Genomic DNA, 26,135 nt, shown 5'->3' with positions numbered 1-26,135 from the left:
CAGGCTTATGGGATGTTCAACTGTTAACAATAAAATTCCCTGAAAAAACCTTCGCCCGCGCCATTTTTTTATGCAAACGGCGCCACTTTGTAAATGTTTGTGCTTTTGCGACGGCTACGCCAGAAACTATCCCCTCGTCCCATGGGTCACTATCGCTACCGACCTCTCGCCTGAAGACCGTGCCATGGCCACTCGCTCTGACCTGCGCAACACACTGTCCCTGGACAGCCTGAACTTCTTCCTGGCGGATGTCCGTGACGGACTGGGGCCTTACCTGGCGATTTATCTGCTGGCGGTGCACCACTGGGACCCCGCCAGTATCGGGGTGGTCATGACCCTCGCCGGGATTGCGGCGTTGCTCACCCAGACGCCGGCCGGCGCGTTGATTGACCGAACCCGCAGCAAGCGCGCGGTGATTGTGATCGCCGCACTGTTGGTCACCGCCAGTTGCCTGCTCCTGCCCTTCGTCAGTTCCTTCAGCCTGGTGGCGCTGACCCAGGCAGCCAGTGCAGCAGCGGCCTCGGTGTTCGCGCCAGCCATCTCGGCGATTTCCCTTGGCATTACCGGGCCACGGGCGTTCACCCGCCGCACCGGCCGCAACGAAACCTTCAACCACGCCGGTAACGCGGTGGCTGCCCTGCTCGCTGGCGGGTTCGCCTACCTGTTCGGCCCGGTGGCAGTGTTCTATCTGATGGCGGTCATGGCAGTGGCCAGTGTGATCGCGGTCAGTTGTGTTTCAGCCAAGGCAATCGACCACGAAGTCGCGCGGGGCTTCGACCCTGCCCATAGCGTCGAACACGAACAGCCCTCGGGGATGACCGTGCTTCTGGCAAACAAACCCTTAATGCTATTTGCAATCTGCTGCGCGCTGTTTCACCTGGCCAATGCGGCGATGTTGCCGCTGGTCAGCCAGAAGCTGTCGCAGATCAACCTGCAGATGGCCACGCCGCTGACTTCGGCCTGCATCGTCGCGGCCCAGTTGGTGATGGTGCCGGTGGCCTGGCTGGTGGGCGTGAAGGCCGATGTGTGGGGGCGCAAGCCGCTGCTGCTCGCCGGCTTTATGATCCTGCCGCTGCGGGGTGTGCTGTATACGCTGTCCAGTGATCCCTATTGGCTGGTCGCGGTACAGATGCTCGACGGGGTCGGCGCCGGGGTGTTCGGCGCGCTGTTTCCGGTGATCGTCAAAGACCTCACCCAGGGCACCGGGCGCTTCAATGTCAGCCTGGGGGCGCTGTCCACGGTATTCGGCCTCGGCGCGGCCCTGAGCAGCAGCCTGGCGGGTTTTGTCGTGCAGTGGGCGGGTTACAACGCCGCGTTCCTGACGCTGGCGGGTGTGGCCGCGGTTGCACTGGGGTTGTTGTGGGTGGCGATGCCGGAGACTCAGGCGAATCCATCCTTGCACCGCCATACAACTCCCGCCTGACATATGCGACAATGCGCGCCAAATTCCAACATGCACCCATTTTTCTGCTCAGCGACTGGGCCTCAAGCCTTGATGTCGCTGCCGACGTATGCCCGTTGGCCTGGGCCACAAAATGGGCCCGGCTCACATTAGCGCACTCCAAGCTATTGATAGGTAAAGTAATTGATCTCCACAGCTAACATCACCATGCAGTTCGGCGCCAAGCCGCTATTTGAGAACGTTTCGGTCAAGTTCGGCGCAGGCAACCGTTATGGCCTGATCGGCGCCAATGGTTGCGGCAAGTCGACCTTCATGAAAATCCTCGGTGGCGACCTCGACCCGTCGGGTGGCCAGGTCATGCTCGAGCCGAACGTACGCCTGGGTAAACTGCGCCAGGACCAGTTCGCCTACGAAGAATTCACCGTACTCGACACCGTGATCATGGGTCACGAAGAGCTGTGGAAGGTCAAGGCCGAGCGCGATCGCATCTACTCGCTGCCGGAAATGACCGAAGACGACGGCATGGCCGTGGCCGAGTTGGAAACCGACTTCGCCGAGATGGACGGCTACACCGCCGAATCCCGTGCTGGCGAATTGCTGCTGGGCCTGGGTATCGGCATCGAGCAGCACAATGGCCCGATGAGCGAAGTGTCACCCGGCTGGAAGCTGCGCGTATTGCTGGCCCAGGCGCTGTTTTCCGATCCGGAAGTGTTGCTGCTCGACGAGCCCACCAACCACCTGGACATCAACACCATCCGCTGGCTGGAAAACATCCTGACCCAGCGTAACAGCCTGATGATCATCATCTCTCACGACCGTCACTTCCTGAACAGCGTCTGCACCCACATGGCCGACCTTGACTACGGCGAGCTGCGCCTGTTCCCGGGCAACTACGACGAATACATGACCGTGGCGACCCAGTCCCGCGAGCAGTTGCTGTCGGACAACGCCAAGAAGAAAGCGCAGATTTCCGAGCTGCAATCCTTCGTCAGCCGCTTCTCGGCCAACGCCTCGAAAGCCAAGCAGGCCACTTCCCGCGCCAAGGCGATCGACAAGATCCAGCTGGCCGAAGTCAAGCCATCGAGCCGCGTCAGCCCGTTCATCCGCTTTGACCAGACCAAAAAGCTGCACCGCCAGGCGGTCATCGTCGATCGCATGGCCAAAGGCTTTGACGGCAAGACACTGTTCAAGGACTTCAGCTTCCAGGTTGAAGCCGGCGAGCGCGTGGCGATCATCGGCCCGAACGGTATCGGCAAGACCACCCTGCTGCGCACCCTGGTCAACGAACTGACCCCGGATGCCGGCACCGTCAAGTGGACCGACGCGGCTGAACTGGGCTACTACGCCCAGGACCACGCGTCGGACTTCGAAGACGAGTCCAACCTGTTCGACTGGATGGGCCGCTGGACCAAGGAAGGCGAACAAGTGGTTCGCGGCACCCTGGGCCGCATGCTGTTCTCCAACGACGAGATCCTGAAGTCGGTGAAGGTGATTTCCGGTGGTGAGCAAGGCCGCATGCTGTTCGGCAAGCTGATCCTGCAAAAGCCGAACGTGCTGATCATGGACGAACCGACCAACCACTTGGACATGGAATCCATCGAGGCGCTGAACCTGGCGCTGGAGAACTACCCGGGTACGCTGATCTTCGTCAGCCATGACCGTGAGTTCGTCTCGTCCCTGGCCACTCGCATCATCGAGCTGAGCCCGAGTGGTGTGATCGACTTCAGCGGTACTTATGACGATTACCTGCGCAGTCAGGGTGTGGTTTTCTAAGCACTGCCAGTTGTTTGAAATGCAAAAGCCCCGTCCAGTGTGATGGGGCTTTTTTTTGCGGTTGGGATTGGAACTCCCTGACCTCCCCCTCCCCCCCTGTGGGAGCCGTCGAGCCCCAGCGAGGCCGCGATGGCGGTGGGTCAGGCAACCTCTTTATCGACCATGCCGCCGCCTTCGCAGCCTCGCTAAAGCTCGACAGCTCCCACATTCGATTTGCGCAACCCGAGTGCTTGCGATCAAACCCACAATTCCCAGACTTCCCCTGACCCTGTGGGAGCTGTCGAGCCCTGGCGAGGCTGCGATAGCGGTGTGTCAGGCAATCTACTTATCGAGCATGCCGCCGCCTTCGCAGTCTCGCTAAAGCTCGACAGCTCCCACATTCGATTTGTGCAACCCGAGTGCTTGCGATCAAACACACAATTCCCAGACTTCCCCCGATCCCCTGTGGGAGCCGTCGAGCCCCAGCGAGGCCGCGATAGCGGTGTGTCAGGCAACCTCTTTATCGACCATGCCGCCGCCTTCGCAGCCTCGCTAAAGCTCGACAGCTCCCACATTCGATTTGCGCAACCCGAGTGCTTGCGATCAAACACACAATTCCCAGACTTCCCCCGAACCCTGTGGGAGCTGTCGAGCCCGAGCGAGGCTGCGATAGTGGTGTGTCAGGCGACCTCTTTATCGACTGTGCCGCCGCCTTCGCAGCCTCGCTAAAGCTCGACAGCTCCCACATTCGATTTGCGCAACCCAAGTACTTGCGACCGAACACACAAGCCCCAGACTTCCCCCGCCCCCTGTGGGAGCTGTCGAGCCCAAGCGAGGCTGCGATAGCGGTGTGTCAGGCAACCTCTTTATCGACCATGCCGCCGCCTTCGCAGCCTCACTAAAGCTCGACAGCTCCCACATTATCACCGTGCCCGCTTTAGCTGTCCCGGACCAGGGAGAACTCATGAGTCCAAAGCCGGATATGCACGCCCCCTCAAAAACACCCAATATAGTTAGCCTGCTTCCTTTTACCCCACGCCCTTGCCATGATGCACTCACCGCCCGCCCGCGAACGAGTTCCCATGCCTGCCCCACAGCCCGCCGCCCCCAGCTCCTTGTCGATCACCCTGCAGATCGTCTCCATCGTCTTCTACACCTTTATCGCGTTTATCTGCATCGGCCTGCCGATTGCGGTAATCCCCGGCTATGTCCACGGCGAGCTGGGCTTCAGTGCAGTAATCGCCGGGATAACCATCGGCTCGCAATACCTGGCCACGCTGCTCAGCCGCCCGATGGCCGGGCGCATGTCGGACAATGTGGGCACCAAGCGCGCCATTGTGCTGGGCTTGAGCGGAATCCTGCTGAGCGGCGTGCTGACGTTTATCGCCACGCTGGTGCAAAGCCTGCCGTTGCTGAGCCTCGGCATCTTGATTGTCGGGCGGCTATTACTGGGGGTGGCGCAGGGCCTGATCGGCGTCGGCACCATCAGTTGGTGCATGGGCGCAGTCGGCGCCGAACACACCGCACGCTCGATCTCGTGGAACGGCATCGCCTCCTACGGCGCGATTGCCATTGGCGCTCCGCTTGGGGTGGTGATGGTTGCCGACTACGGCTACACCAGCCTCGGCATCGCCCTCACGGTGCTTTCCGCCCTGGGACTGCTGCTGATTCGCAACAAACCTTCGGTGCCCGTGGTACGCGGCGAGCGGCTGCCGTTCTGGGCGGTCTTCGGACGTATCGCGCCGTTTGGCGCCAGCCTGTGTCTCGCATCGATTGGCTACGGCACCCTCACCACCTTTATCACCCTCTACTACCTGAGCCGTGGCTGGACCGGCGCGGCCTGGTGCCTGACGGTATTTGGCGTGTGCTTTATCCTGTCACGCCTGGTGTTTATCACGGCCATCAACCGCTTCGGCGGCTTCACGGCGGCGATTGCCTGCATGACCATCGAAACCCTGGGGCTGACGCTGCTGTGGCTGGCACCGTCCACCGGCGTGGCCTTGATCGGCGCCGGGCTGACCGGCTTTGGCTTGTCGCTGGTGTACCCGGCGCTGGGCGTGGAGGCAATCAAGCAAGTGCCCAACAGCAGCCGGGGCGCCGGGTTGAGTGCGTATGCGGTGTTTTTTGACCTGGCGCTGGCCATTGCCGGGCCGGTGATGGGCGCGGTGGCGTTGAACCTGGGCTATTCGTGGATCTTCTTCTGCGCCGCTTTGCTCTCCGTCACCGGCCTGGGCCTGACCTTGCTGCTCAAGCGCCGCGCTTACTGATCCGCCGTCTGCAGGCCCGCCCGGGTGGATTGCCCAAGGGTGTGATTGAAGAACCGCCCGGCCTCGGAAATCAGGTCGCGGTGGATGCTTTCACGGTCAACCCCGTCGGCATCGGTGCACATGGCGGGCATCGCCGCCAACTGGCTCTCATCACAAGGCGCCATGAACACGAAGTGCCCTGCCCCGGCCAGCAGCTTGAAGTCCGGCGGTTCCGGCAGTTTGCGCGCCAGGGCCTCGGCGTTCTTGTCCACGGCCACCAGCTTGTCGCCGTCGCCGCTGTAGAGCAGCACCGGCACATGCACGTCCGCCAGAGTGTGGCGGCCAAACATCAGGCTCAGCGGCGCCATCAACATCAACGCATGGATGCGCGAGTCGGCCTGGGGCTGCAAATCGTCACGGTCGACGATCAGTTCGCCCTTGGTGGTGCAGGCGTCGCGGTCTTCGGGGCGTTGTTGACAGTAGCGGCGCAGGCGGTCCAGGTCCGGCTTGGCACCGGCGAGGATCAACGCGGTTTCGCCGCCGGCCGAATAACCGATGACACCCACCTGGTCGACATTGACGAACGGCGACAGCATCGGGTCGCCGAGGGTGGCGGTGATGGCCTCGGAAATCTGGATCGGGCGACCATACAGGTTGCTCAAGGTCCCCAGGCGGCTGTGGTCCTTGTAGTTGTCGCCAGGGTGCAGCACCGCCACCACGACGAACCCCTTGCGCGCCAGAGAGGTGGCGAGGTCGTGCAGGGCCAGGGGTGTGCCGGTATTGCCGTGGGACAGCATCAACATCGGAAAGCGGCCGATGGCGATTTTCGAGTCTTCAGTGGCGGCAATGTTATAGGCGCCTACATGGGTGGTGTGTTCAAGGCCCGTAGACGGATAGAACGCGACGGCTTTCATCGGCTGCAAATCGAGCGGGTCGAGAAAGGTCATGCGGTGGAAGCCCACACTCCAATGAGGGTGCGGTGCGGGCGCGGCGTGCACTGAAATCAGGCCACCGAGCAGGGAAAGAACCAAGACTGCACAAAGACGCATCATGGGGATGTCCACCTTTGTTGCGTAAGCCCGCGTAGCTGTTGAAATATCCATGGTTCAGGCGCTCGGACCGGCAGGGTTTACCCATGCGTGCATAACCTGGGCCAAAGTAGTGACAGCGGGTAAACGAAAAAACTCCGTACTCCGTTCGCTTTTCAGGCGAGCAGAATACAGAGTTTAGGCGCCTCGATTCAGATTGATATCGAGGAACAGCAAAATTTACACAAGTCTTACGCTGCAGCGAACAACTGGTCGCTGATCAATACATGGGCGTCGCTCAGTGCCTTGGTGCGGGCCTCGTCACCGTAAGCCAGGCCGTGGGCACGGACGAACTCGATGTCGGTGATCCCGAGGAACCCCAACAGCACCGTCAAGTAGTCTTCGTGGGCTGCGCCCGTCGGCTGGCCCACATGTAAGCCGCCGGAGGTGGAAACAATGATGACTTTCTTGCCGCCACACAGGCCTTCCGGGCCTGCTTCGGTGTAACGGAACGTCTGGCCGGCGACGGCAATGCGGTCGATCCAGGCTTTCAGTTGGGTCGGGATGGTGAAGTTGTACATCGGCGCAGCCAGCACTACGGCGTCTGCTGCCAGGAATTCGGCCAGGGTGGAAGCGCTCAGGTCGGCTTCGTGTTTTTGCACGGCATCGCGCAATTCGGCGGCAGTGCCCAGGGCGCCCAGGGTGACACCGGAGAAGTGGTTGATGGCGTCAGCGGCCAAGTCACGATAAACCACTTCGACACCCGGCTCCGCTGCCTGCCAGGCTTTGACGACACCGGCGCTCAACTGACGGGAAACCGAGTTGTCGCCGAGGATGCTGGAATCGATATGCAACAGTTTCATGGTTCATCTCCAAGTAAGCATCGCCTTTGGCGACGGAATGGAACTCAGCCTACAGATGAATCCAATCAACGATTAGTCGGGCAGAATGCGATTGTTTGTCCCACTGACAGGACAGTGATCCTAATGTGACGAGACATAGATCGACCCGCTCGTGGGCGCCGGTAACGCGTAGGTACGCTTCATCCAGTCAATCTCTTCATGGGGCGTGCGGCCAAAAAACCGCTTGAACTCGCGGCTGAACTGCGAAGCGCTCTCATACCCGACCCTGGCGCAGGCCGTGGCGGCGCTGATGTCATTCCTCAGCATCAGTAACCGCGCCTGGTGCAAGCGTGTCGACTTCAGGTACTGCATCGGCGAGGTGTCAGTCACCGTACGAAAGTGCGCATGAAAACTCGGCACGCTCATCATTGCTTCCCTGGCCAACGTTTCCACGTCCAGATGCTGCGCATAACACGCGTGGATCTTGCGAATCGCCCGGGCCACCTTGCCAAACTGCCCCTGGAGATTCAGTGCAGCCCGCATCGAACCGCCCTGCTCGCCCGTGATGATGCGGTAGTAGATTTCCCGCATCAGGGTCGGCCCGAGCACCCGCGCGTCCACTGGCACACTCATCGCCTCCAGAAAGCGCAGCAACGACTCACTGAGCTTGTCATCCATCGGCGAGGCGTACATGCCCTTGGGCCTGGCGTCGGGCTGCGGGGCCAACGCGTCGAGCTCCAGCATCAGCTCGGCGGCCAGGTTGAAATCCAGGCGCAAATACACCGCGAGCATTGGCTCTGCTTCGCTGGCCTCGGTTTCCATGGTGAAGGGTACCGGCACCGACACCACCAGGTAGTGCTGGGCGTCGTAAACGTAGATGTCCTCCCCCAGGTAACCACGCTTGCGGCCCTGGCATACGATCACAATACCCGGGTCGTAAAGCACCGGAACCCGCGTCAGGGGCCGATTGGAGCGCAGGAAACGCACGTCATCCAGCGGCGTCAGGTTGTAACCCTCCACGGGCGCCAACTGTCCCATCAGCTCGACGATTCGGCGGGTACGTGGATGTTCGAGGCTCATTGGAATGCACTGTTCGGGGAAAACCAAAAGGTAACCCGTCGGTCCGTCACTGGCCAGCCAACCGTAGGCGCAAGCTTGCTCACCGCTGTATTTTGGGGTGGATTTGCCGACGTCAGGCGCGGATAGTTCGTCCCATTGACAGGACAATAGGCCGACCATGCAAGATCTGAATGACCTCTACTATTTCGCCAAGGTAGTGGAAGCCGGCGGTTTCGCCGCCGCCGGACGGCTGCTGGGGATTCCCAAGTCGCGGCTGTCGCGGCGCATCGCCGAACTGGAGGAGCGCCTCGGCGCCCGCTTGCTGCAACGCACCACCCGCCAACTGACCCTGACCGCCGTGGGTGAACGCTACCTGCGCCACTGCCAGGCGATGTTGCTGGAGGCGGAAATGGCCGATGAGGCCGTGGCCAGCATGTCCAGCGAACCCCGCGGCCGGCTGCGGGTCAGCAGCCCGGTGGGCCTGGCTCACCAATTCCTGCAGACCGTGGTGGCGGAATTTCTCACCGCCAACCCGCTGGTGCAGTTGGAGATGAGCCTGGTCAACCGCCGCGTCGACCTGGTGGCCGAAGGCATTGATGTGGCCTTGCGCGTGCGTGAGCTCGGGGATGAAGACCCGCTGCTGGTGACCAAGCGCCTGCGCCAGGCCCAGACGGCGATTGTCGCCAGCCCCGGTTTTGTGCGTGAGCGGCAAATCAACAGCCTGGAAGACCTCAAGCAATTGCCGGTGCTGGGCGCCCTGGAAGCAGACCGCATGGTGCACTTCCGCATGCTCAGTCCGGAGGGCAACAGCCACGACCTGGTCATGGAAGCACGGTTGGGCATCGACGATTTCCTGGTGCGCAAAGCCTGCGCCCTCGCCGGCCTGGGGTTTACCGTGCTACCCATGATGTATTGCGAGGAAGAATTGGCCAGCGGCCAGTTGGTGCAGCTGTTGCCCGAATGGTCATTGCCGGGCGGCTGGTTGCAGGCGGTCTACCCACATCGGCGCGGCGTGTTGCCGGCCGTGCGGGCCTGGATCGACCATCTGGATAACGCCTTCAAGGAATGTGGAGACCGTTTGTTATGAGAATGACCGAAGCACAAGTCGCCGAGTTTTGCCTGGGCTTGCCCGGTGCGCGGGAAGACTACAAATGGGGCGGCGTGCGGGTATTTTCGATTGCCGGCAACAAGATGTTTGCCTTGCAGAACCTGCGGGGTGACTCGCTGGCGTTCAAGGTCGACAAGGAGCTGTTCCTGGGCCATGTGGATCGCCCGGGCATCCACCCGGCGCCGTACCTGGCACGGGCGCAGTGGATCATCATGAACACGCCCTACCCGCTGGGCGCCGAAGAACTGCGTGGCCTGTTGCAACGTTCCCACCAGTTGGTGGTGAGCAAGCTGCCCAAGCGCACGCAGGTCGGTTTGCTGCTAGAAGATCGAGAGTAGCGTGCCACCCAGGAACAACTGATCAATCCAGAACACCTGGTGCAGCAACACGATCAACCAGAACACCACCTGATAAGACACTTTGCGCGTCTTGTGGCGGAATACCTGCTGGGCAATCAACGCCCCCGGCCAACCGCCTGCCAGCTCAACGGCGTGCAGGACATTTTCCGGGGTGCGCCAGCTGTCTTCGCGGGCCTTGCGCTTGTCGCTCCAGTACAGCAGGAACGCCATCAGGCTGACCACGCCATAGGCCACCAGCGGGATCAGCGAAACCCCGCGGTACCACAGCAGCGCCGAACCAAACAGCGGCGCGGCGCACAACAGTGCAAACACCAACGCCTTGAAGCGCGGATGCTGGAGGGTCATGGCTTGACGGCCGACCAGTCGATCCAGCCGAACTGCCAGGTGGCCAGGATCACCAGGCCGAAGGCGATCCGGTACCAGGCAAACGCCGCGTAGCTGTGGCTGGCGATGAACTTGAGCAGCGCCTTGACCGCGATCATCGCAAAGATGAACGAGGTGACGAACCCGATGGCAAACACAGGAAGGTCATCCGGCTGGAACAGGTGACGGTACTTGTAGCCCGAATACACCGCCGCGCCGACCATGGTGGGCATCGCCAGGAAGAACGAGAACTCGGTGGCGGTCTTGCGTGACAAGCCGAACAACAGACCACCGATGATGGTGGCACCGGAGCGCGAGGTGCCCGGGATCATCGCCAGGCACTGGGCGAAGCCGACCTTGATGGCGTCCTTCCAGGTGATGTCGTCGACGGTTTCGGCGTGCACTTCATGTTGGCGGCGCTCGGCCCACAACATGATGACGCCGCCCACCACCAGCGCCGCCGCAACGGTGATCGGGTTGAACAGGTAGTGCTTGATCAGGTCGGCGAAAATCACCCCCAGCACCACCGCCGGCAACACGGCGATGATCAGGTTGACGGTGAAGCGCTGGGCATTGCGCTGGGTCGGCAAGCCGATGACCACATCCAGGATCTTGCGTCGAAACTCCCACACCACCGCCAGGATCGCACCCAGCTGGATGATGATATTGAACGCTTCAAAGCGCTCGCCACCGAAGTTAATCAGGTCGGCGACGATAATCTGGTGCCCGGTACTGGAGATCGGCAAAAACTCCGTCAGCCCTTCTACAACCCCGAGTATCAGTGCCTGTACGGCGGTCCAAAGATCCATCGATTCCCCCAAAGGTCATGCCCACGGCATGCCTCGTTGATATTTTTTAGACGTTCACTAACGAAGAGTGCGCTGCAAGCACAGCGCAAATAATCAAGGCCGAACTGCGAAAATTCCGTGAAAAATCAGGCAGGACTCAGGTTTTTTGATTCTGGGCCGAAAGCCTATCAGACAAGCCGGAAAAGTCGATGCAGCACCCAAAATTATAAGAACACGGAGTGACAGGACCATGAACAGTTTGCGCAATATGTCTATCAGCCGGCGACTCTGGCTGATCCTGATCGTCGCCGTGCTGATGCTGCTAACCCTCGGCCTGCTTATGCTCAGGCAGATTCATGGCGACCTGTACCAGGCCAAGAGCGAGCAGACCCAGCGTGTGGTGCAAACCGCCAGCGGGATCCTGACTTATTATCACAGCCTCGAAACCAGCGGCGTCCTGACCCGTGAAGCGGCGCAGAAACAAGCCTTGAGCGCAGTGCGCGGGCTGCGGTATGGCAAGGATGATTACTTCTGGATCAATGACCTCACGCCCGTGATGATCATGCACGCGGCCAACCCCAAGCTCGACGGCCAGAACCTGTCGGCCATCCGCGACCCGGACGGTTTTGCGGTGTTCAACGAGTTCGTGATCCTGGCCAAGGCCAAGGGCGCCGGGATGGTGAATTACCGCTGGCCCAAGCCCGGGGCGGATGCGCCGGTGGCCAAGACCTCGTATATCCAGCTGTTTGAACCCTGGGGCTGGATCATCGGCTCCGGCGTGTATGTCGATGACGTGCAAGGCGAGTTCCGGGGCCAGGTGTGGAAAGCCTCAATGGTCGGCCTTGTGATTGCCGTGATCATGGCCCTGCTGGTGGTGCTGATTGCCCGCAGCATCGTGCGCCCGCTGCAACAGGCGGTGAATGCGATGGCCAATATCGCCAGTGGCGAAAGCGACCTGACCCGCACCCTCGACACCCACGGCCAGGACGAAGTCACCCAATTGTCCCGCCACTTCAACGGCTTTACCGCCAAGTTGCGGCAAGTGGTCGGCCAGTTGCAGACCTGCGCCAACGCGCTGGGCCAGTCGTCCACCGAGCTGGGCAGCAACGCCAGCGACGCCCATGACCGCAGCCAGCAGCAATCGCAGCAAATGGAACTGGTGGCAACCGCGATCAACGAAGTCACCTATGGCGTGCAGGACGTGGCCAAGAATGCCGAGCACGCCGCCAGCGAAATGCGCGATGCCCAGGTGCAGGCCGAACAGGGCCAGCTCAATATCGACGGCAGCCTGCAACGGATCGACCAGCTCTCCAGCACCATCAGCCAGGCGGTGGAGGTGATCCGCACCCTGTCGACTGAAAGCACGCAGATTGGCGGGGTACTGGAAGTGATCCGCTCCATCGCCGACCAGACCAACCTGCTGGCCCTCAACGCCGCCATCGAAGCAGCCCGCGCCGGGGAGCAAGGCCGTGGTTTCGCGGTGGTGGCCGATGAAGTACGCCTGCTGGCCCAGCGTACGCAAAAATCCACCGCTGAGATCCAGGCCATGATCGAGCGCCTGCAAGGCCATTCGGAAGCGGCGGTCAAGGTCATCAGCGACAGTCACCAGGCGTCGCAACTGACCATTGAACAAGCGGGCCAGGCCGGCGCAAGCCTCACTGCCATCGGGCAAGCGCTGCGCAATCTCAATGGTTTGAACGCCTCGATTGCCAGCGCCACGTTGCAGCAGGCGCATGTGGTGGAAGACATCAATCAGAACGTCACCCAGGCGGCCGGTTTGTCCCACAGCACGGCACTGGCGGCGCAGCAGTCCAGCGCGGCGAGTGCACACTTGAAGGTCCTGAGCGAACAGCTCGACAGCCTTCTACACCAATTCAAGGTCTAACCCAGGACTAGATCGTTCCCACGCTCCGCGTGGGAACGCATCCTGTGACGCTCTGCGTCACCATTGCGCAGAGCGTCCGGAACTGCATTCCCACCCAGAGCGTGGCAACGATCTACCCCCGCGCCCACCACTCTGGTTACAATCACCGCCCTCTTCGACTCCCCCAAGGAACCGCCATGTCCGGGCTTGAACTGTTTGCCGCCGCCCTGGGGGTGATCGCTGTGTGGTTGACGGTTAAACAGAATCCGTGGTGCTGGCCCATCGGCCTGGTGATGGTGCTGCTGTACACCTGGATCTTCTTCGATGTGAAGCTCTACTCCGACATGCTCCTGCAAGTGATCTACGCGGCCCTGCAGCTCTACGGCTGGTGGCAGTGGACCCGCGCCGGCGAGGTCAAGCAAGGCCGGCAAGTCACCAGCCTCGGCCTGCAACCGATCCTCCAAGGCCTGGCCGTGGGTGCCCTGGGCAGCCTGTTGCTGGGGGCCGCCATGGCCCACTGGACCGACGCCGCCCAACCCTGGCTGGACGCGGCCCTGACCGGCTTCAGCCTGGTGGCGCAGATGTGGATGGCGCAAAAACGCGTGCAGTGCTGGCCGTTGTGGATCACCGTGGATGTGATCTTTGTCGGCCTGTTCCTCTATAAAGGCCTGTACCTCACCGCCGCACTCTATGCCTTGTTCACCGTGATCGCCGTGCAAGGCTGGCGCGAATGGCGCGCCGACCCGGCGTTGCACCCATGAAAGTCGTGGTATTGGCCGGCCCGGAATCCAGCGGTAAAAGCTGGCTGGCCACGCAGTTGCAGGCGCATTTTGGCGGGGTGATGGTGGGCGAATACGTGCGCCATTTCATCGACCACCACCAGCGCGATACCCGCCTGGCCGATATCCCGGCCATCGCCCGTGGCCAACTGGCCTGGGAAGACGCCGCCCGTGCCGCGCAGCCCGCGTTGCTGATCCTGGACACCAATCTGCTGACCAACAAGCTGTGGAGCCAGACCCTGTTTGGCGACTGCCCGGCCTGGCTCGACAGCGAACTGCTCGCCCGCCACTACGACCTGCACCTGCTGCTGTCGCCGGAGGACGTGGAATGGACCGCCGATGGCCAGCGCTGCCAGCCGGAGTTTGCCGACCGCCTGGCGTTTTTCCAGGCCAGCCTTGACTGGCTGGAGCAACATCATCAGCCGTTACGGATCATTCGTGGGGATTGGCAAGCACGCCAGGACCAGGCCTTTTCAGCTGTGGCACAACTGCTGGATTAACCGGCGAGGACAGTGTTCATGAACCGCTCGTTACGCATTGCCATTGTCGGTGGCGGCCCCGCCGGGCTGACCCTGGCGCGGATTCTCAAGGTCAACGGTTTTGCCATCAGCGTGTTCGAGCGCGAGCGCGGACCGCTGGAACGCCCTCAGGGCGGCACCCTGGATTTACATGTGGAATCCGGCCAGCTGGCGCTCAAAAAAGCCGGCCTTGAAGATGCCTTCCGCACCATCGCCCGTTATGAAGACCAAGGCTCGCGCCTGATGGACAAACACGCGCGACTGCTGTTTGAAGACCCCAGTCCAGCCGCCGGCGACCGTCCGGAAGTCGACCGCACCGCCTTGCGGCAAGTCCTCCTGGATTCGTTGCCTGCTGATTGCGTGAAATGGGACGTCAACGTCAGCGAGATCCGCCAGGCCGGCGATACGTGCTGGACCGTGCATCAGGGGGACACCGTCCACGGTCCGTTTGACCTGGTCGTCGGTGCCGACGGTGCCTGGTCGAAAGTGCGCCCCTTGCTGTCGCGCTATCAACCGCAATACAGCGGGCTGACGTTTATCGAGTTCGGGATTGATGACGTCGACCGCCGCCACCCGGCTCTCGCCAGACTCGTCGGCAAAGGCAAGCTGGACGTTTCCGGAGACGCCAGGTTGCTGGTCGTGCAGCGCAATGCCAATGCGCACCTGCGCGGCTATGCGATCTTCCGCGTCCCTACCGACTGGGCAGCGCAACAACTCGACGGGTCGACGCCACAGGCGACCCGGCAATCGCTGCTGGCGCAGTTCGAAGGTTGGCACCCGGACATCCTGGCGCTGCTGCACGCCTCAAACGAGCGCTTTGTGTCCCGGGCCATTTACGCGCTGCCCGTCGGGCATCATTGGGCACACCGCCCAGGCCTGACCCTGATCGGCGATGCCGCACACCTGATGTCACCGTTTGGTGGCGAAGGCGTCAATGCGGCGATGCTCGATGCTGCGGAGTTGGCTCGGCATTTGATTGAGAACACCTCATGCTCCGCGGCGGTGAAAGCCTATGAAGCCGAGATGTTCGAGCGCATTGAACCCATCGCCCGTGACAGCGCCGAAGCGGCCGCCACCCAACTCTCCCATGATGATATCGCCCTCTCCCTGGCGCACTTTCGCAGCCACCAGGAAGAGTACGACGGGTTGACGCCTCAGTAGCCCAACGACAAACCGGTATTGCGTCGTGGGTCGTTGGCCCCGTAGAAGCGGTTGTTGCCCACTGGCTTGCCATCCAGGGACGGCGCGCCTACCAGGATCGCCGCCAGGTGGTTGGCGTCCTGCGGGCCGGCAAACTTGTGGCCCCAGCCTTCGAGGATTTTCTGGGTATCCGGGCTCAGGGCAAAGCGCTCGATATTGGTCGACTCCGGCAGCCATTGCTGGTGGAAACGCGGCGCGTCCACGGCTTCCTGAATGTTCATCTTGTAGTCGATCACATTGAGGATGGTCAGCAAGGTGGCCGTGATGATGCGGCTGCCACCCGGCGTCCCCACCACCATCACCGCCTTGCCATCCTTGGTGACGATGGTCGGGCTCATGGACGACAGCGGCGTCTTGCCCGGGGCGATGGCGTTGGCTTCGCCCTGGACCAGGCCGTACATGTTCGGCACGCCGATCTTGGAGGTGAAGTCGTCCATTTCATCGTTGAGGATCACCCCGGTCTTGCTCGCCATCACGCCGGCGCCGAACCAGTCGTTGAGGGTGTAAGTCACCGAGACCGCGTTGCCCCACTTGTCGACGATGGAGTAGTGGGTAGTGTTATTGCCTTCGTGGGGCGAAACCCCGGGCTTGATGTCCTGGGAGATCCCGGCTTTCTGTGGGTCGATGGCAGCGCGCAGTTTGGCGGCGTAGTCCTTGTCCAGCAGGTGCTCCACCGGGTTCTGCACGAAGTCCGGGTCGCCGAGGTAGCTGTTGCGGTCGACGTAGGCGTGGCGCATGGCTTCGATCTGGTAGTGCAGGCCCTGGGCCGAGTGATAGCCAAGATCGGCCATCGGGTAGCCTTCAAGGATGTTCATGATTTCGCAGATGACCACCCCGCCGGAGCTGGGTGGTGGCGCGGACACCACGTGATAGCCACGGTAGTCACACTCGATGGGCGCCAGTTCGCGGGTCTTGTAGTTGTCCAGGTCGGCCTGGGTGATGATGCCTTTGCCCGACTGGCTGGAGTCGACAATGGCCTTGGCTACCCAGCCCTTGTAGAAGCCGTCGGTGCCCTTGGCGGAGATTTCCCGCAGGGTTTTCGCCAGGTCTTTCTGCACCAGCTTCTGGCCCACCAGCATCGGCTCTCCGCCGTGGAGGAAGATGCCGCGCAGGTCTTTGTCTTTCTTGAATTCGTCGGTTGCGGTGTGCAGCAGGTCGACATCGCCCTGCTCCAGGGCAAACCCGTCTTCAGCCAGCTTGATCGCCGGGGCGATCACCTGGGCACGCTTGAGGGTGCCGTATTTGCTCAACGCCAGTTCCATACCCGATACGGTGCCGGGTACGCCGACTGCAAGGTGGCCTTTGGAACTGAGGTCCGGAACGACGTTGCCGTCCTTGTCCAGGTACATGTCGGCAGTCGCCGCCAGCGGGGCTTTTTCGCGGAAGTCGAGGAAGGTCTTGCGTCCATCGGCCAGTTGCACGGTCATGAAACCGCCGCCGCCCAGGTTGCCGGCCGCCGGGTAGACCACGGCCAGGGCGTAGCCCACCGCCACCGCCGCATCCACGGCATTGCCACCGGCCTTGAGCACATCCACGCCCACATGGGTGGCGAGGTGCTGAGCCGTGACCACCATGCCATTTTCGCCAGCCACCGGGGCCTGGGAGGCCGCCTGTACTCCGCTGACGGTCAGCACCAACGCGGTGACAATCAACGTTCGGGTAAACGGTTGGTATTTCATCCCTGCATACTCTGTTTATTAGAAGAACTAGAAAGTAATACGTTTCGGATCCAAGCCCCAGCGTTTTGCCGCGTTTGTGACAGAGCCTGTCGGTAACGGAATAATGCCCATGCTATATTCCGGGCCTTTACGCTGCGCAGCAGAGGCTTTTCGATGGGGATCAAGAAGACCGGTATCCGCGCCCAGCAGGCCGACCAGACCCGCGCGCGGATTCTCCAGGCGGCGGTCAAGGTCTTCACCCGCGACGGCTATTCCGGCGGGCGCGTCGAAAGCATCTCGCGGGAGGCCGACTCCAACGACCGCATGTTGTATTACTACTTCGGCAGCAAGGAGCATCTGTTTGTGTGTGTGCTGGAGCACACCTACGAGCAGTTCAATAAAGCCGAAAGCAAACTCAAGCTCGACCTGAGTGCGCCGGTGCAAGCGTTGCAGGCGTTGGTAGGGTTTATCTGGAATTACTACGTCAAACATCCCGAGTTTGTGGCGATCCTCAGTATCGAGAACCTGCACAAGGGCAAGCATGCGAAGCAGTCCGGGGAGCTGCGGCGGTTGTCCGGGGAAGCGGTTGGGGTGTTGCGGCCGATCATCGAGGCGGGTCAGGCCCAGGGGCTGTTTCGTGAGGATGTGGACATCAAGCATGTGTACTTGATGATTGCTTCGTTGTGCTACTTCTATAACTCCAACCAGCACACGCTGAGTTCGTTTCTGGGGGAGGATTTGGCGGACAAAACCCAGCAGCGGGATTGGCTGGGGTTTATCAGTGATCTGGTGTTGCGTGGTGTATGCCTGACACCGCCCATCCAACGGTAGAACCTGGATCTAAATGTGGGAGCGGGCTTGCTCGCGAATGCGGTGTATCAATCAGTACATTTGGCGACTGACGAACCGCTTTCGCGAGCAAGCCCGCTCCCACATTCTTGACCGTGTGAATCAATGGGTGCCCGGGTTGGCTCTTAGGTGAGCGACTTTTTGCTCCAAGCTGTCCCATTGCGGTGCATTGGGTGCAAAGCGCCCGCGTAGGTAGGCGGCCAGCTCCGCCACTTGGGTATTCGACAGGCTGTCCCTGAAAGCCGGCATGTAACCCAGGTCCTTGGTCGCCGGTGTGCTGATCCCTTGCAAAATCACCTTGATCAGATTGTCCGGTTGATCGCTGTGCACATTGGTATTGGTCGCCAGTGACGGGCTGACTCCGAACAGTTTCGGCCCCTGCCCGTCGGCATGGCAGGCTTTGCACGAGCCTTCGAATACCCGCCGCCCGTTGGCATTGGGCACTGTCACAGCCGCCACCACCTGTGCTTCGGTGGCGCCGCTGTCATTCAGTGACGCCAGGTACACCGCCATCGCACGGATGTCGGTCTTGGGCAATTTCGCCAGTTCTGTCACCACCGGCCCCATCGGCCCTGTCGCGACGCCGTGGGCATCGGAATAACCGGTGCTCAGATAGGTGAACAATTGGTCCTCGGTCCACGGCGTCGGCGCCTTGGACAAGCCATACAACGCCGGCGCGTCCCAACCATCCACCACGCCGCCCGCGAGGAACGCTTTGCCGCCCTTCTCCGCCCCCATCAGGTTGCGCGGCGAGTGGCACGCCGCGCAGTGCCCCAAACCGTTGACCAGATAGGCGCCGCGATTCCATTGCTCACTTCTTTGGGGCTGCACGCTGATTTCCCCTCGGCGCAAAAACAGTGCATTCCAGCCGGCCATCAACGGCCGGATATTGAATGGAAAACTCATCGCATTCGGCACCGGCGCCTGACTCACTGGCGCCTGGGACATCAGGTAAGCGTACAGCGCCTGCATGTCCGCATCGTTGATATTGCGAAACGCCGTATAGGGAAACGCCGGGTACAGGTTGCGCCCGTCGCGGCCGATGCCGTCGCGCATCGCCCGCTCGAACGCCGGGTAGGACCAGTTGCCAATCCCGGTCTTCTCATCCGGGGTGATGTTGCTGCTGTACAGCGTGCCGAACGGCGTGTGCATCGCCAGCCCGCCGGCATTGGTGGCGCCACCGGGCGCGGTGTGGCACACCGCGCAATCCCCCACGGCGGCCAGCAAACGCCCGCGCTCCAGGGTGGCCTTGGACCAGGTGCCGGCGCTGGGCGGTGCGATCGGGGCGATTTCGCTGTGAAACGGCCACGCGGTGGCGGCCATGCCCAGCACCGCGCCAAACGCCGCGAACAATGAGCCGAACAACCATTTGCGGCGTTTCTCCGGGGACTTCGCCGGCTCGCCCAATGTGCCTGCATTCAGCGCCGCCAATACCCGCTCGGGAGTAATCGGCAGCTCGCGAAAACGAATGCCGGTGGCGTCGTAGATCGCATTGGCAATCGCCGCCGCGCTGGGCACCGAGGCGGATTCACCGGCGCCCATCGGTGGCTGGTCCTGGCGCGGCATCATCAGCACGTCGATCTGCGGCACTTCAGGGAAGGTCAGGATCGGATAACCGCCCCACTCCTTGCTCGCCACGGTGGACTCTTCAAAGGTCACGCGCTCCTTGAGCACGCGGCTGGTGGACTGGATCACATTGCCGTGGATCTGATGCTGCACCCCCGCCGGGTTGATCATCATCCCCGAGTCGTGCCCGATCACCACCCGGGTCACCGAGACATCGCCGGTCTGTTTGTCGATGGCCACATCCGCCACCCACGCCGCCCACGCCGCGCCGAAGCCGGGGAACTTGCTGTGGATGTAGCGCGCGTAGGCAAAGCCCCGGCCTCGCAGCAGGTGGTCTTCGTTGGCGGTTTGCATCGGCGCGGTGCGCGGTGCCCAATTGGCCCGCTCGGCCGTGGATTTCACCAGGTCGATGGCGCGCTCGTCCTTCAGGTAACGCAGGCGGTATTCCACCGGATCGACCCCGGCGGCGAACGCCAGTTCGTCGATATAGGATTCATGGGCGAAGGTGTTGGGCAACGCCGACACGCCGCGCATCCACGAGGCGCGCACGATCGGCGCCATGTCGTTGATGGTGACGCGCATGTGGTCGATGTCGTAGGGCGGAATCGAGGTGCGGTCGCCCATTTCGAACATCGCCGCCACGGACTCGACCCGACCCGTCAACAGCAGCGCCAAGGTGGGCGCGCCGTTGGACGGGTAGCTGGTTTCAAAGTCATAGGCGGCGATGCTGCCGTCGGCGTTCAGGCCGCCGTCGACATCCATCAGTTGCGCGGTGCCCTTGGGCTCCCACAGGTGTTCTTGCTCACGGGTCAGTTGCACCCGCACCGGCTTGCCCACGGCGCGGGACAGCAGCAAGGCGTCGGCGCACACGTCATCGGCGCAGTTGCGGCCGTAGCAGCCGGCGGCCTCCATGCGGATCACGTCGATGGACTCTTCCGGGCATTCCAGCAACCAGGCCAGATCAGCCCGCAGCAAGTGTGGATTCTGGCTGCCGGACCAGACCCGACTGACCCCGGACTGATAATCCGCCACGCCGCAGGATGGGCCAATGGAACCGTGCATCTGGTAGGGCCACAAGTAGGTGCGCGGCATACGCTGGCTGGCGGCGGCCAGGGCTGCGTCGACGTTGCCCTGGTCGAGCACGGTGCGGCGTACCCGTGGGTTATCGCGAATCGCCTGCTCCACGTCGCTCATGTCCGGTAGCTGGTTATTCCAGGGTTTCCAGTGCACCCGCAGTTCCTGGGCGGCCTTGATGGCCTGTTCTTCGCGCAAGGCGACTACACCGACAAAATCGCGAATCACCACCACGGCGACAATGCCCGGGATATGGGCAATGGATGATTCGTCGACGTTCAGCAGGCTATTGCCGACAAAATCACCGCAATCCAGCCCCGCATAAGGTGGGCGGATCACCCGACCGTGAAGCATGTCGGGCACGCGCATGTCGTGGACGTAGGTCAGCTCTCCGGTGGCCTTGCCGGGGATATCCACCCGGGCCGCGCCCTTCCCCACCAGGCGGTAATCGGCGGTGGCTTTAAGCGGTGCATCGCCGCTGATGCGCAGTTCGTCGTGCTCCCCCGTGACCAGTTCGCCATAGGTGGTGGTGCGTCCGTCTTCAGCGGTAATCACGCCCGCGTCGACCGTGAGGCTCTGTGCACTGACCGACCAACGTTGCGCCGCCCGCATCAGCAGGAAACGCCGGGCTTCGGCGGCGGCATTGCGCAGTGGGATTGCGGAGATCTGCAACGTTGCGCTGGCAATGGTCGCGCCCTGGTTCGGCGCCCGTTCGGTGTCGCCCAGCACCATGCGCACCTGTTCCATGGTCAGGTCCAGTTCTTCGGCGACGATCTGCGCCAAGGAAGTGCGAATGCCGGTGCCCAGGTCCACATGCCCGTTAAAGGCGTACACCAGCCCGTCATCGTTCACCGCGATAAACAGCCCCAGCTCCTTGGGCTTGATCGTCGGCGTGCCGCCTTTGGCCACCGGCCCCGAAGGTGGCAGCACGTCGTCGACGATCAGCAGGACGCCGGCCTTGGCCAGCCATTGGTCGCGGGAAGGGATTGCGTCAGTCATGGTCATCGATCCACGTTCAAGGCGTTTGGCGGGCGGCACGCAGCACCGCGCGGAGGATTTCGATATGGGTGCCGCAGCGGCAGAGGTTGCCCGAGAGCTCGGTGCGCACCTCGGCTTCGCTGGGGTTGGGATTACGGTCGAGCAAGGCCTTGGCGGTCATGATCATGCCGTTGAGGCAGTAGCCGCACTGGGCGGCCTGCTCGTCGATAAAGGCCTGCTGCACCGGGTGCGGGGTTTCGCGGGTGCCGAGGCCTTCGAGGGTGACGATGGCGCGGCCCACGGCGCCCGACAGCGGGAAGACACAGGCCCTTGCGGCCACGCCGTCGATGATCACCGTGCACGCACCGCACTCCCCCAGGCCGCAGCCGTATTTGGGGCCGTTGAGTTGCAGGTCATTGCGCAGGATCAGTAACAGCGGGGTGTCGGCCATTGCGCTGACTTCGCGGGTGTGGCCGTTGACCTCAAGCGTTACCGTGATGTTCTGGCTGATCATTCGCTTCGCCCGTTGGTTTTGGTGAAGTGCCCACTACATCAAACAGTCAAAAAAAAGCGTCGCGTACCTGGGGTCTCGCGACACACTTGAAGGGTGAAGTGGTTACTACATCAACGTAGAGCAAAAACGGTGCCAGAACATGGACGAATACCTGTGGCGAGGGAGCTTGCTCCCGCTGGACTGCGCAGCAGGCCCATCGTTTGGGGTCGCTTCGCAACCCAGCGGGGGCAAGCTCCCTCGCCACAGGGAATCGGGTCAGGTTTGGGGGTCGTCGATCATTTTGCGCAGCAGGAACAGCACGGCCACGCGTTCGGCGGGGTTGAGGTTGCTCAGGGTCAGTTCGGTGATGGTGGCGGCGCAAGGCACGGTTTGCTGCACCAGGGCGGCGCCGGAGTTGGACAGGTTGACCACGACTTTGCGTTTGTCCTGGGGATCGGGTTCGAGGGTGATCAGTTCGCGGGCCTTGAGGCGTTCGACGATGCCGCGGATGGTCGCCTGGTCGACGGCGGTGGCCTTGACCAGTTCGGTGAGCGAACTTGCACCGTGATCGCGCAGGGCACACAGGGTGACGAACTGCACGGCGGTGAGCTGGGAGTCGCCGACATTCTGCTGGAAGATCGCCAGGTGGCGCTGGTAGGCCTTGCGCAACAGGTGACCGACTTGCTCGGAGAAAACGTAGGAATCAGGCACGGCGGGCTCGGGAAGGCGGTGGTCGATGGGGTGGCATGATGGCGGGGTTGTGGATTGGACTCAAGCATCAGCCACTGAAGGAACCGAATCGAATGTGGGAGCTGGCTTGCCTGCGATAGCGGTGGATCAGCCAGCTCTGTGCTGTCTGACACTCCGCAATCGCAGGCAAGCCAGCTCCCACAGGGGATAGTCAGTGGGCCAGGGAGGCCTTGGGGGCTACGACGTCGCCGGCGATGACCACGGCTTGGTCATCGAGGTAGACATCGCAATTGCGCAGCGGGATGTCCATGTGGCACGGGGTCTTGCGGGTGCCGCCGACTTCGGTGTTCGGGCCGGTGGAGAACAGGAAGTTGCCGTAGAACGCCCGGGCGTCCATGCACATGCCGTCGTTCTTGTCGTGCAGTCCCATCGCCGTCCATTGCGCCCGTGGCTGCAGGCCCCAGCCGATGTGGGAGATGCCGTACACCTCGGGGTCGTTGAAGTATTTCATGTAGTCGCGCAGGTATTCGGCTTCGAAACCGCCGTGGATTTTGGTGATGAAGCCCTTCTCGATCTCCAGGGTGATTTTCTCCCGGGTATAGGTCTTGAACGGCAGCAGGATGTCGCCGATGTCCAGCACCAGCACGCCTTCGGCGGTTTCTTCGTTGGGCCAGGAGAACAGGAAGCCGCTCGGCCAGTGATCCCAGCGTCCGGGTTCGTCAGCAAAACCATACTCGGTGACGGACGGGTATTGCCCCAGCGCCGCGCGAAAATCGCTGCCGGCGCGGGATTTGACGTGGATCGAACGGGCCTTTTTCAGCAGCGCTTCAGCGGCCAGCACCCGCACTTTGTCTTCTTCGGTGGGCAGCATGCGCGCCAGTACTTCCGGGGGTTCTACCGCCAGCAGGATGCGTGTGCCGGTCTTGAGGATCTGTTCCTGCTCCGGCGAGTGCAACAGCATCATGGTGTCGACGATCAGGTCCGCCGCTTCCAGCGCCCGCTGGGCCGCTATATTCCCGGTCAGCGCGGTGTCGCCGCAGTAGGCGGTCATGTCATTGCCCATGGCCCGGGGATGGTTGAACGACGGCAACTCCACCGCATACACCCTGGCCCCCAGGCGCTGCGCCGCGTCCATCGCGGCGCGCACGGTGCGCGGGTCGGAGTAATGGCTCTTGAGCACAGCGACGCTCTGGGTCGGGTCGACCTTCGAGAGCTTCAACACGTGCTCAAACATCTGGGTCAGTTCGCAATCACTTACCGGCATTTCCTGTCTCCTCAGCTGCTGCACCAAGATCTTGCAGGGCGCTTCACTCTAGTGCGTTTTTATAGCGTATACGCCAATTAATCACGATAAGAACTGATTTCAGCATGGACTGCAAGCACCACGCCAAAACGTTACGAATCCACACAAGCCCAGTGATATATGGAGACAACCAGTTACAGGGGATCGATATGGCCAAAAAAACAATTTTTAAGGCGTGGGCTTTTCATTTGAAAAAATGAGCGTATACACTTTAAAAACCTTGCGGACAGACGCCGCCGGCCATTATTCGAAAAAGAGGACCACGCCCCATGGCAAGCACACAAAAAATCGCAATCGTCGGCGCCGGCCTTGGCGGTGCCGCCGCTGCCACCCTGTTGCAACAAGCGGGGTTTGACGTGGATATCTACGAGCAGGCGCCGGAGTTTTCCCGTCTCGGTGCCGGGATCCACATGGGCCCCAACATCATGAAAATCTTCCGGCGCATGGGCATTGAAAAGCAGCTGGACCTGATGGGCTCGCACCCCGAGCACTGGTTCAGCCGCGACGGTGAGACCGGTGATTACCTGTCCCGCATTCCGCTCACCGGCTACGGCGCGTCCTACATCACCGTGCACCGTGGCGACTTGCACGCGCTGCAGATGTCCACCCTCAAGCCCGGCACCCTGCACTTCAACAAACGCCTGGAAACCCTCGAGGAAACCGATACCCAGGTGCGCCTGACCTTCGCCGACGGCGAGGTGACCTACGCCGACATCGTGATCGGTGCCGACGGCATCAACTCGCGTATCCGTGAAGAACTGCTGGGCGCGGAAAAACCGCTGTACAGCGGCTGGGTCGCCCACCGTGCGCTGATCCGTGGCGATCAACTGGCCAAGTACGACCTGAAGTTCGAAGACTGCATCAAGTGGTGGACCGAGGACCGGCACATGATGGTCTACTACACCACCGGCAAGCGCGACGAGTACTACTACGTCACCGGCGTGCCGCACCCGGAATGGGACTTCCAGGGCGCCTTCGTCGACAGCAGCCGGGACGAGATGTTCGATGCCTTCAAGGGCTACCACCCCACCGTCCAGGCCCTGATCGAATCCACCGAAAGCGTGACCAAATGGCCGTTGCGCAACCGCAACCCGCTGCCGCTGTGGAGCCGTGGTCGCCTGGTATTGCTGGGGGACGCCTGCCACCCGATGAAGCCGCACATGGCCCAGGGCGCCGGCATGGCCATCGAAGACGCTGCGATGCTCACCCGCTGCCTGCAGGAGACCGGCATCAGCGACTACCGCACCGCCTTCGAACTGTATGAAGCCAACCGCAAGGAACGGGCGTCACGGGTACAGGCCGTGTCCAACGCCAACACCTGGCTGCGCACCCAGGAAGATCCGGACTGGGTCTACGGCTATGACCTCTACGCCCAACCGTTGAAATCGGGGGTGGCCGCGTGAGCCGCTTTCTCTACGGCGGCAACGTCCAGGCCAACGGCATTCGCCAGCATTACCTGCGCTATGGCGGCAAAGGCCCGGCGCTGATCCTGATTCCCGGCATCACCAGCCCGGCGATTACCTGGGGGTTTGTCGCGGAACGCCTGGGCCTGCATTTCGACACCTATGTGCTGGATGTGCGCGGGCGTGGCCTGTCATCCACCGGCCCGGAACTGGACTACAGCGCCGACACCTGCGCCGATGACATTGGCGCCTTCGCCGATGCCCTCAAGCTCGACAGCTATCACCTGGTAGGCCACTCCATGGGCGCGCGGTTTGCCGTGCGCAGCGCGGTGCGCCATCCACGAGGGGTCAACCGTGTGGTGCTGATCGACCCGCCGGTGTCCGGCCCCGGCCGCCGGGAATACCCGAGCAAGCTGCCGTGGTACGTCGATTCGATTCGTCAGTCGCTGCTGGGCATGGACGCTGAAGCAATGCGCGCCTTCTGCCCCACCTGGACCGACGAACAACTGCAACTGCGCGCCGAATGGCTGCACACCTGCTACGAGCCGGCCATCGTTCGCGCCTTCAACGACTTCCACACCGTCGACTTCCATCAGGATCTGCCGCACCTGAAGGCCCCTGCCCTGTTAATTGTTGCCGGACGCGGCGGTGTTATTCAGCCGGAAGATGTTGCGCAAGTCCGGCAGTTACAGCCAGGCCTGCAGGTCGCCCATGTGCCGAATGCCGGACACATGATCCCTTGGGACGACCTTGAAGGTTTTTTCACCGCCTTCGGCGACTTCCTCGGCCAGCCCCTGACTGCATAACGGAGAC

The 26,135-nt window shown here is 62.0% G+C and carries 22 protein-coding genes; 12 read left to right on the top strand and 10 right to left on the bottom strand.

Features of this window, described 5'->3' with window-relative positions; genetic code table 11:
* Nucleotides 1–184: 184 nt before the first annotated feature.
* The 3 genes from LIY45_RS08330 (at nt 185) to LIY45_RS08320 (ending at nt 5,421) form a co-directional block, all read left to right on the top strand.
* Entirely contained in the window at nt 185–1,423 is a 1,239-nt protein-coding gene (locus LIY45_RS08330; RefSeq protein WP_226475951.1) for an MFS transporter, read from the top strand.
* Between the two features lie 162 nt (nt 1,424–1,585).
* Entirely contained in the window at nt 1,586–3,175 is a 1,590-nt protein-coding gene (locus tag LIY45_RS08325) for an ABC-F family ATPase (RefSeq protein ID WP_008436174.1), read from the top strand.
* Nucleotides 3,176–4,236: 1,061 nt separating this feature from the next.
* On the top strand, nt 4,237–5,421 hold the full coding sequence (locus LIY45_RS08320) for an MFS transporter (protein WP_226475950.1): 1,185 nt from the start codon (nt 4,237–4,239) through the stop codon (nt 5,419–5,421).
* Here LIY45_RS08320 and LIY45_RS08315 read toward each other — a convergent pair.
* The 3 genes from LIY45_RS08315 to LIY45_RS08305 form a co-directional block, all read right to left on the bottom strand.
* A complete protein-coding gene (locus LIY45_RS08315; protein WP_226475949.1) occupies nt 5,415–6,452 on the bottom strand; it encodes a dienelactone hydrolase in 1,038 nt (345 codons plus the stop codon). The two genes, LIY45_RS08320 and LIY45_RS08315, sit on opposite strands and share 7 nt — an antisense overlap.
* 227 nt (nt 6,453–6,679) lie before the next feature.
* A complete protein-coding gene (locus LIY45_RS08310; protein WP_177026042.1) occupies nt 6,680–7,291 on the bottom strand; it encodes an FMN-dependent NADH-azoreductase in 612 nt (203 codons plus the stop codon).
* 120 nt (nt 7,292–7,411) lie between these two features.
* On the bottom strand, nt 7,412–8,350 hold the full coding sequence (locus LIY45_RS08305) for an AraC family transcriptional regulator (protein ID WP_226475948.1): 939 nt from the start codon (nt 8,348–8,350) through the stop codon (nt 7,412–7,414).
* Between the two features lie 157 nt (nt 8,351–8,507).
* Between LIY45_RS08305 and LIY45_RS08300 the strand changes: the two genes are divergently transcribed.
* Nucleotides 8,508–9,416 carry a LysR substrate-binding domain-containing protein gene (locus tag LIY45_RS08300; protein WP_226475947.1) on the top strand — a complete coding sequence of 303 codons (909 nt, stop codon included), beginning with the start codon at nt 8,508–8,510 and terminating at the stop codon, nt 9,414–9,416.
* Nucleotides 9,413–9,775: an MmcQ/YjbR family DNA-binding protein gene (locus tag LIY45_RS08295; protein WP_226475946.1), complete on the top strand. Its 363-nt coding sequence runs from the start codon at nt 9,413–9,415 to the stop codon at nt 9,773–9,775. The genes LIY45_RS08300 and LIY45_RS08295 overlap by 4 nt, the downstream gene beginning before the upstream one ends.
* Here the strand turns inward: LIY45_RS08295 and LIY45_RS08290 are convergent.
* Together LIY45_RS08290 and LIY45_RS08285 are read right to left on the bottom strand one after the other, a co-directional pair.
* Entirely contained in the window at nt 9,758–10,141 is a 384-nt protein-coding gene (locus LIY45_RS08290; RefSeq protein ID WP_226475945.1) for a DUF1294 domain-containing protein, read from the bottom strand. The genes LIY45_RS08295 and LIY45_RS08290 overlap by 18 nt on opposite strands.
* Complete coding sequence (locus LIY45_RS08285) at nt 10,138–10,968, bottom strand: undecaprenyl-diphosphate phosphatase (protein WP_003215357.1); 831 nt, start codon at nt 10,966–10,968, stop codon at nt 10,138–10,140. Before LIY45_RS08285 ends, LIY45_RS08290 begins: the two co-directional genes overlap by 4 nt.
* Nucleotides 10,969–11,197: 229 nt before the next feature.
* On the opposite strand from LIY45_RS08285, the gene LIY45_RS08280 reads away from it, so the two are divergent.
* The 4 genes from LIY45_RS08280 (at nt 11,198) to LIY45_RS08265 (ending at nt 15,269) form a co-directional block, all read left to right on the top strand.
* Nucleotides 11,198–12,832 carry a methyl-accepting chemotaxis protein gene (locus LIY45_RS08280; protein ID WP_017475614.1) on the top strand — a complete coding sequence of 545 codons (1,635 nt, stop codon included), beginning with the start codon at nt 11,198–11,200 and terminating at the stop codon, nt 12,830–12,832.
* 176 nt (nt 12,833–13,008) lie between these two features.
* Entirely contained in the window at nt 13,009–13,572 is a 564-nt protein-coding gene (gene pnuC / locus LIY45_RS08275; RefSeq protein WP_226475944.1) for a nicotinamide riboside transporter PnuC, read from the top strand.
* Nucleotides 13,569–14,090: an AAA family ATPase gene (locus LIY45_RS08270; RefSeq protein ID WP_226475943.1), complete on the top strand. Its 522-nt coding sequence runs from the start codon at nt 13,569–13,571 to the stop codon at nt 14,088–14,090. The genes pnuC and LIY45_RS08270 overlap by 4 nt, the downstream gene beginning before the upstream one ends.
* Before the next feature lie 18 nt (nt 14,091–14,108).
* A complete protein-coding gene (locus LIY45_RS08265; RefSeq protein ID WP_226475942.1) occupies nt 14,109–15,269 on the top strand; it encodes an NAD(P)/FAD-dependent oxidoreductase in 1,161 nt (386 codons plus the stop codon).
* Here LIY45_RS08265 and ggt read toward each other — a convergent pair.
* Nucleotides 15,263–16,987 (bottom strand): gamma-glutamyltransferase, encoded by a 1,725-nt coding sequence (gene ggt / locus LIY45_RS08260; RefSeq protein WP_226475941.1) that lies wholly within the window; start codon nt 16,985–16,987, stop codon nt 15,263–15,265. The genes LIY45_RS08265 and ggt overlap by 7 nt on opposite strands.
* A 153-nt stretch (nt 16,988–17,140) precedes the next feature.
* On the opposite strand from ggt, the gene LIY45_RS08255 reads away from it, so the two are divergent.
* Nucleotides 17,141–17,797 (top strand): TetR/AcrR family transcriptional regulator, encoded by a 657-nt coding sequence (locus LIY45_RS08255; protein WP_226475940.1) that lies wholly within the window; start codon nt 17,141–17,143, stop codon nt 17,795–17,797.
* 120 nt (nt 17,798–17,917) lie between these two features.
* On the opposite strand, the gene LIY45_RS08250 is transcribed toward LIY45_RS08255, so the two are convergent.
* The 4 genes from LIY45_RS08250 to LIY45_RS08235 form a co-directional block, all read right to left on the bottom strand.
* Nucleotides 17,918–21,454: a molybdopterin cofactor-binding domain-containing protein gene (locus tag LIY45_RS08250; RefSeq protein ID WP_226475939.1), complete on the bottom strand. Its 3,537-nt coding sequence runs from the start codon at nt 21,452–21,454 to the stop codon at nt 17,918–17,920.
* A gap of 16 nt (nt 21,455–21,470) precedes the next feature.
* Nucleotides 21,471–21,947 (bottom strand): (2Fe-2S)-binding protein, encoded by a 477-nt coding sequence (locus LIY45_RS08245; RefSeq protein WP_226475938.1) that lies wholly within the window; start codon nt 21,945–21,947, stop codon nt 21,471–21,473.
* A 255-nt stretch (nt 21,948–22,202) separates the two neighbouring features.
* Nucleotides 22,203–22,637, bottom strand: a complete 435-nt coding sequence (locus tag LIY45_RS08240; RefSeq protein ID WP_226475937.1) for a MarR family transcriptional regulator — start codon at nt 22,635–22,637, stop codon at nt 22,203–22,205.
* 190 nt (nt 22,638–22,827) lie between these two features.
* On the bottom strand, nt 22,828–23,880 hold the full coding sequence (locus tag LIY45_RS08235; RefSeq protein ID WP_226475936.1) for a 2,5-dihydroxypyridine 5,6-dioxygenase: 1,053 nt from the start codon (nt 23,878–23,880) through the stop codon (nt 22,828–22,830).
* A gap of 308 nt (nt 23,881–24,188) precedes the next feature.
* Here LIY45_RS08235 and LIY45_RS08230 point away from each other — a divergent pair, with 308 nt between their 5' ends.
* Together LIY45_RS08230 and LIY45_RS08225 are read left to right on the top strand one after the other, a co-directional pair.
* On the top strand, nt 24,189–25,322 hold the full coding sequence (locus tag LIY45_RS08230; RefSeq protein WP_226475935.1) for an FAD-dependent monooxygenase: 1,134 nt from the start codon (nt 24,189–24,191) through the stop codon (nt 25,320–25,322).
* A complete protein-coding gene (locus LIY45_RS08225) occupies nt 25,319–26,128 on the top strand; it encodes an alpha/beta hydrolase (RefSeq protein WP_226475934.1) in 810 nt (269 codons plus the stop codon). Before LIY45_RS08230 ends, LIY45_RS08225 begins: the two co-directional genes overlap by 4 nt.
* The last annotated feature ends 7 nt before the right edge of the window (nt 26,129–26,135 follow it).

The sequence above is a fragment of the Pseudomonas sp. MWU16-30323 genome (assembly GCF_020515595.1).
GTDB classification, from domain to species: Bacteria; Pseudomonadota; Gammaproteobacteria; order Pseudomonadales; family Pseudomonadaceae; genus Aquipseudomonas; species Aquipseudomonas yamanorum.
The sequence above is the reverse complement of the archived record's forward strand: the minus strand, read 5'-3'. Positions and strand labels throughout refer to the sequence as shown.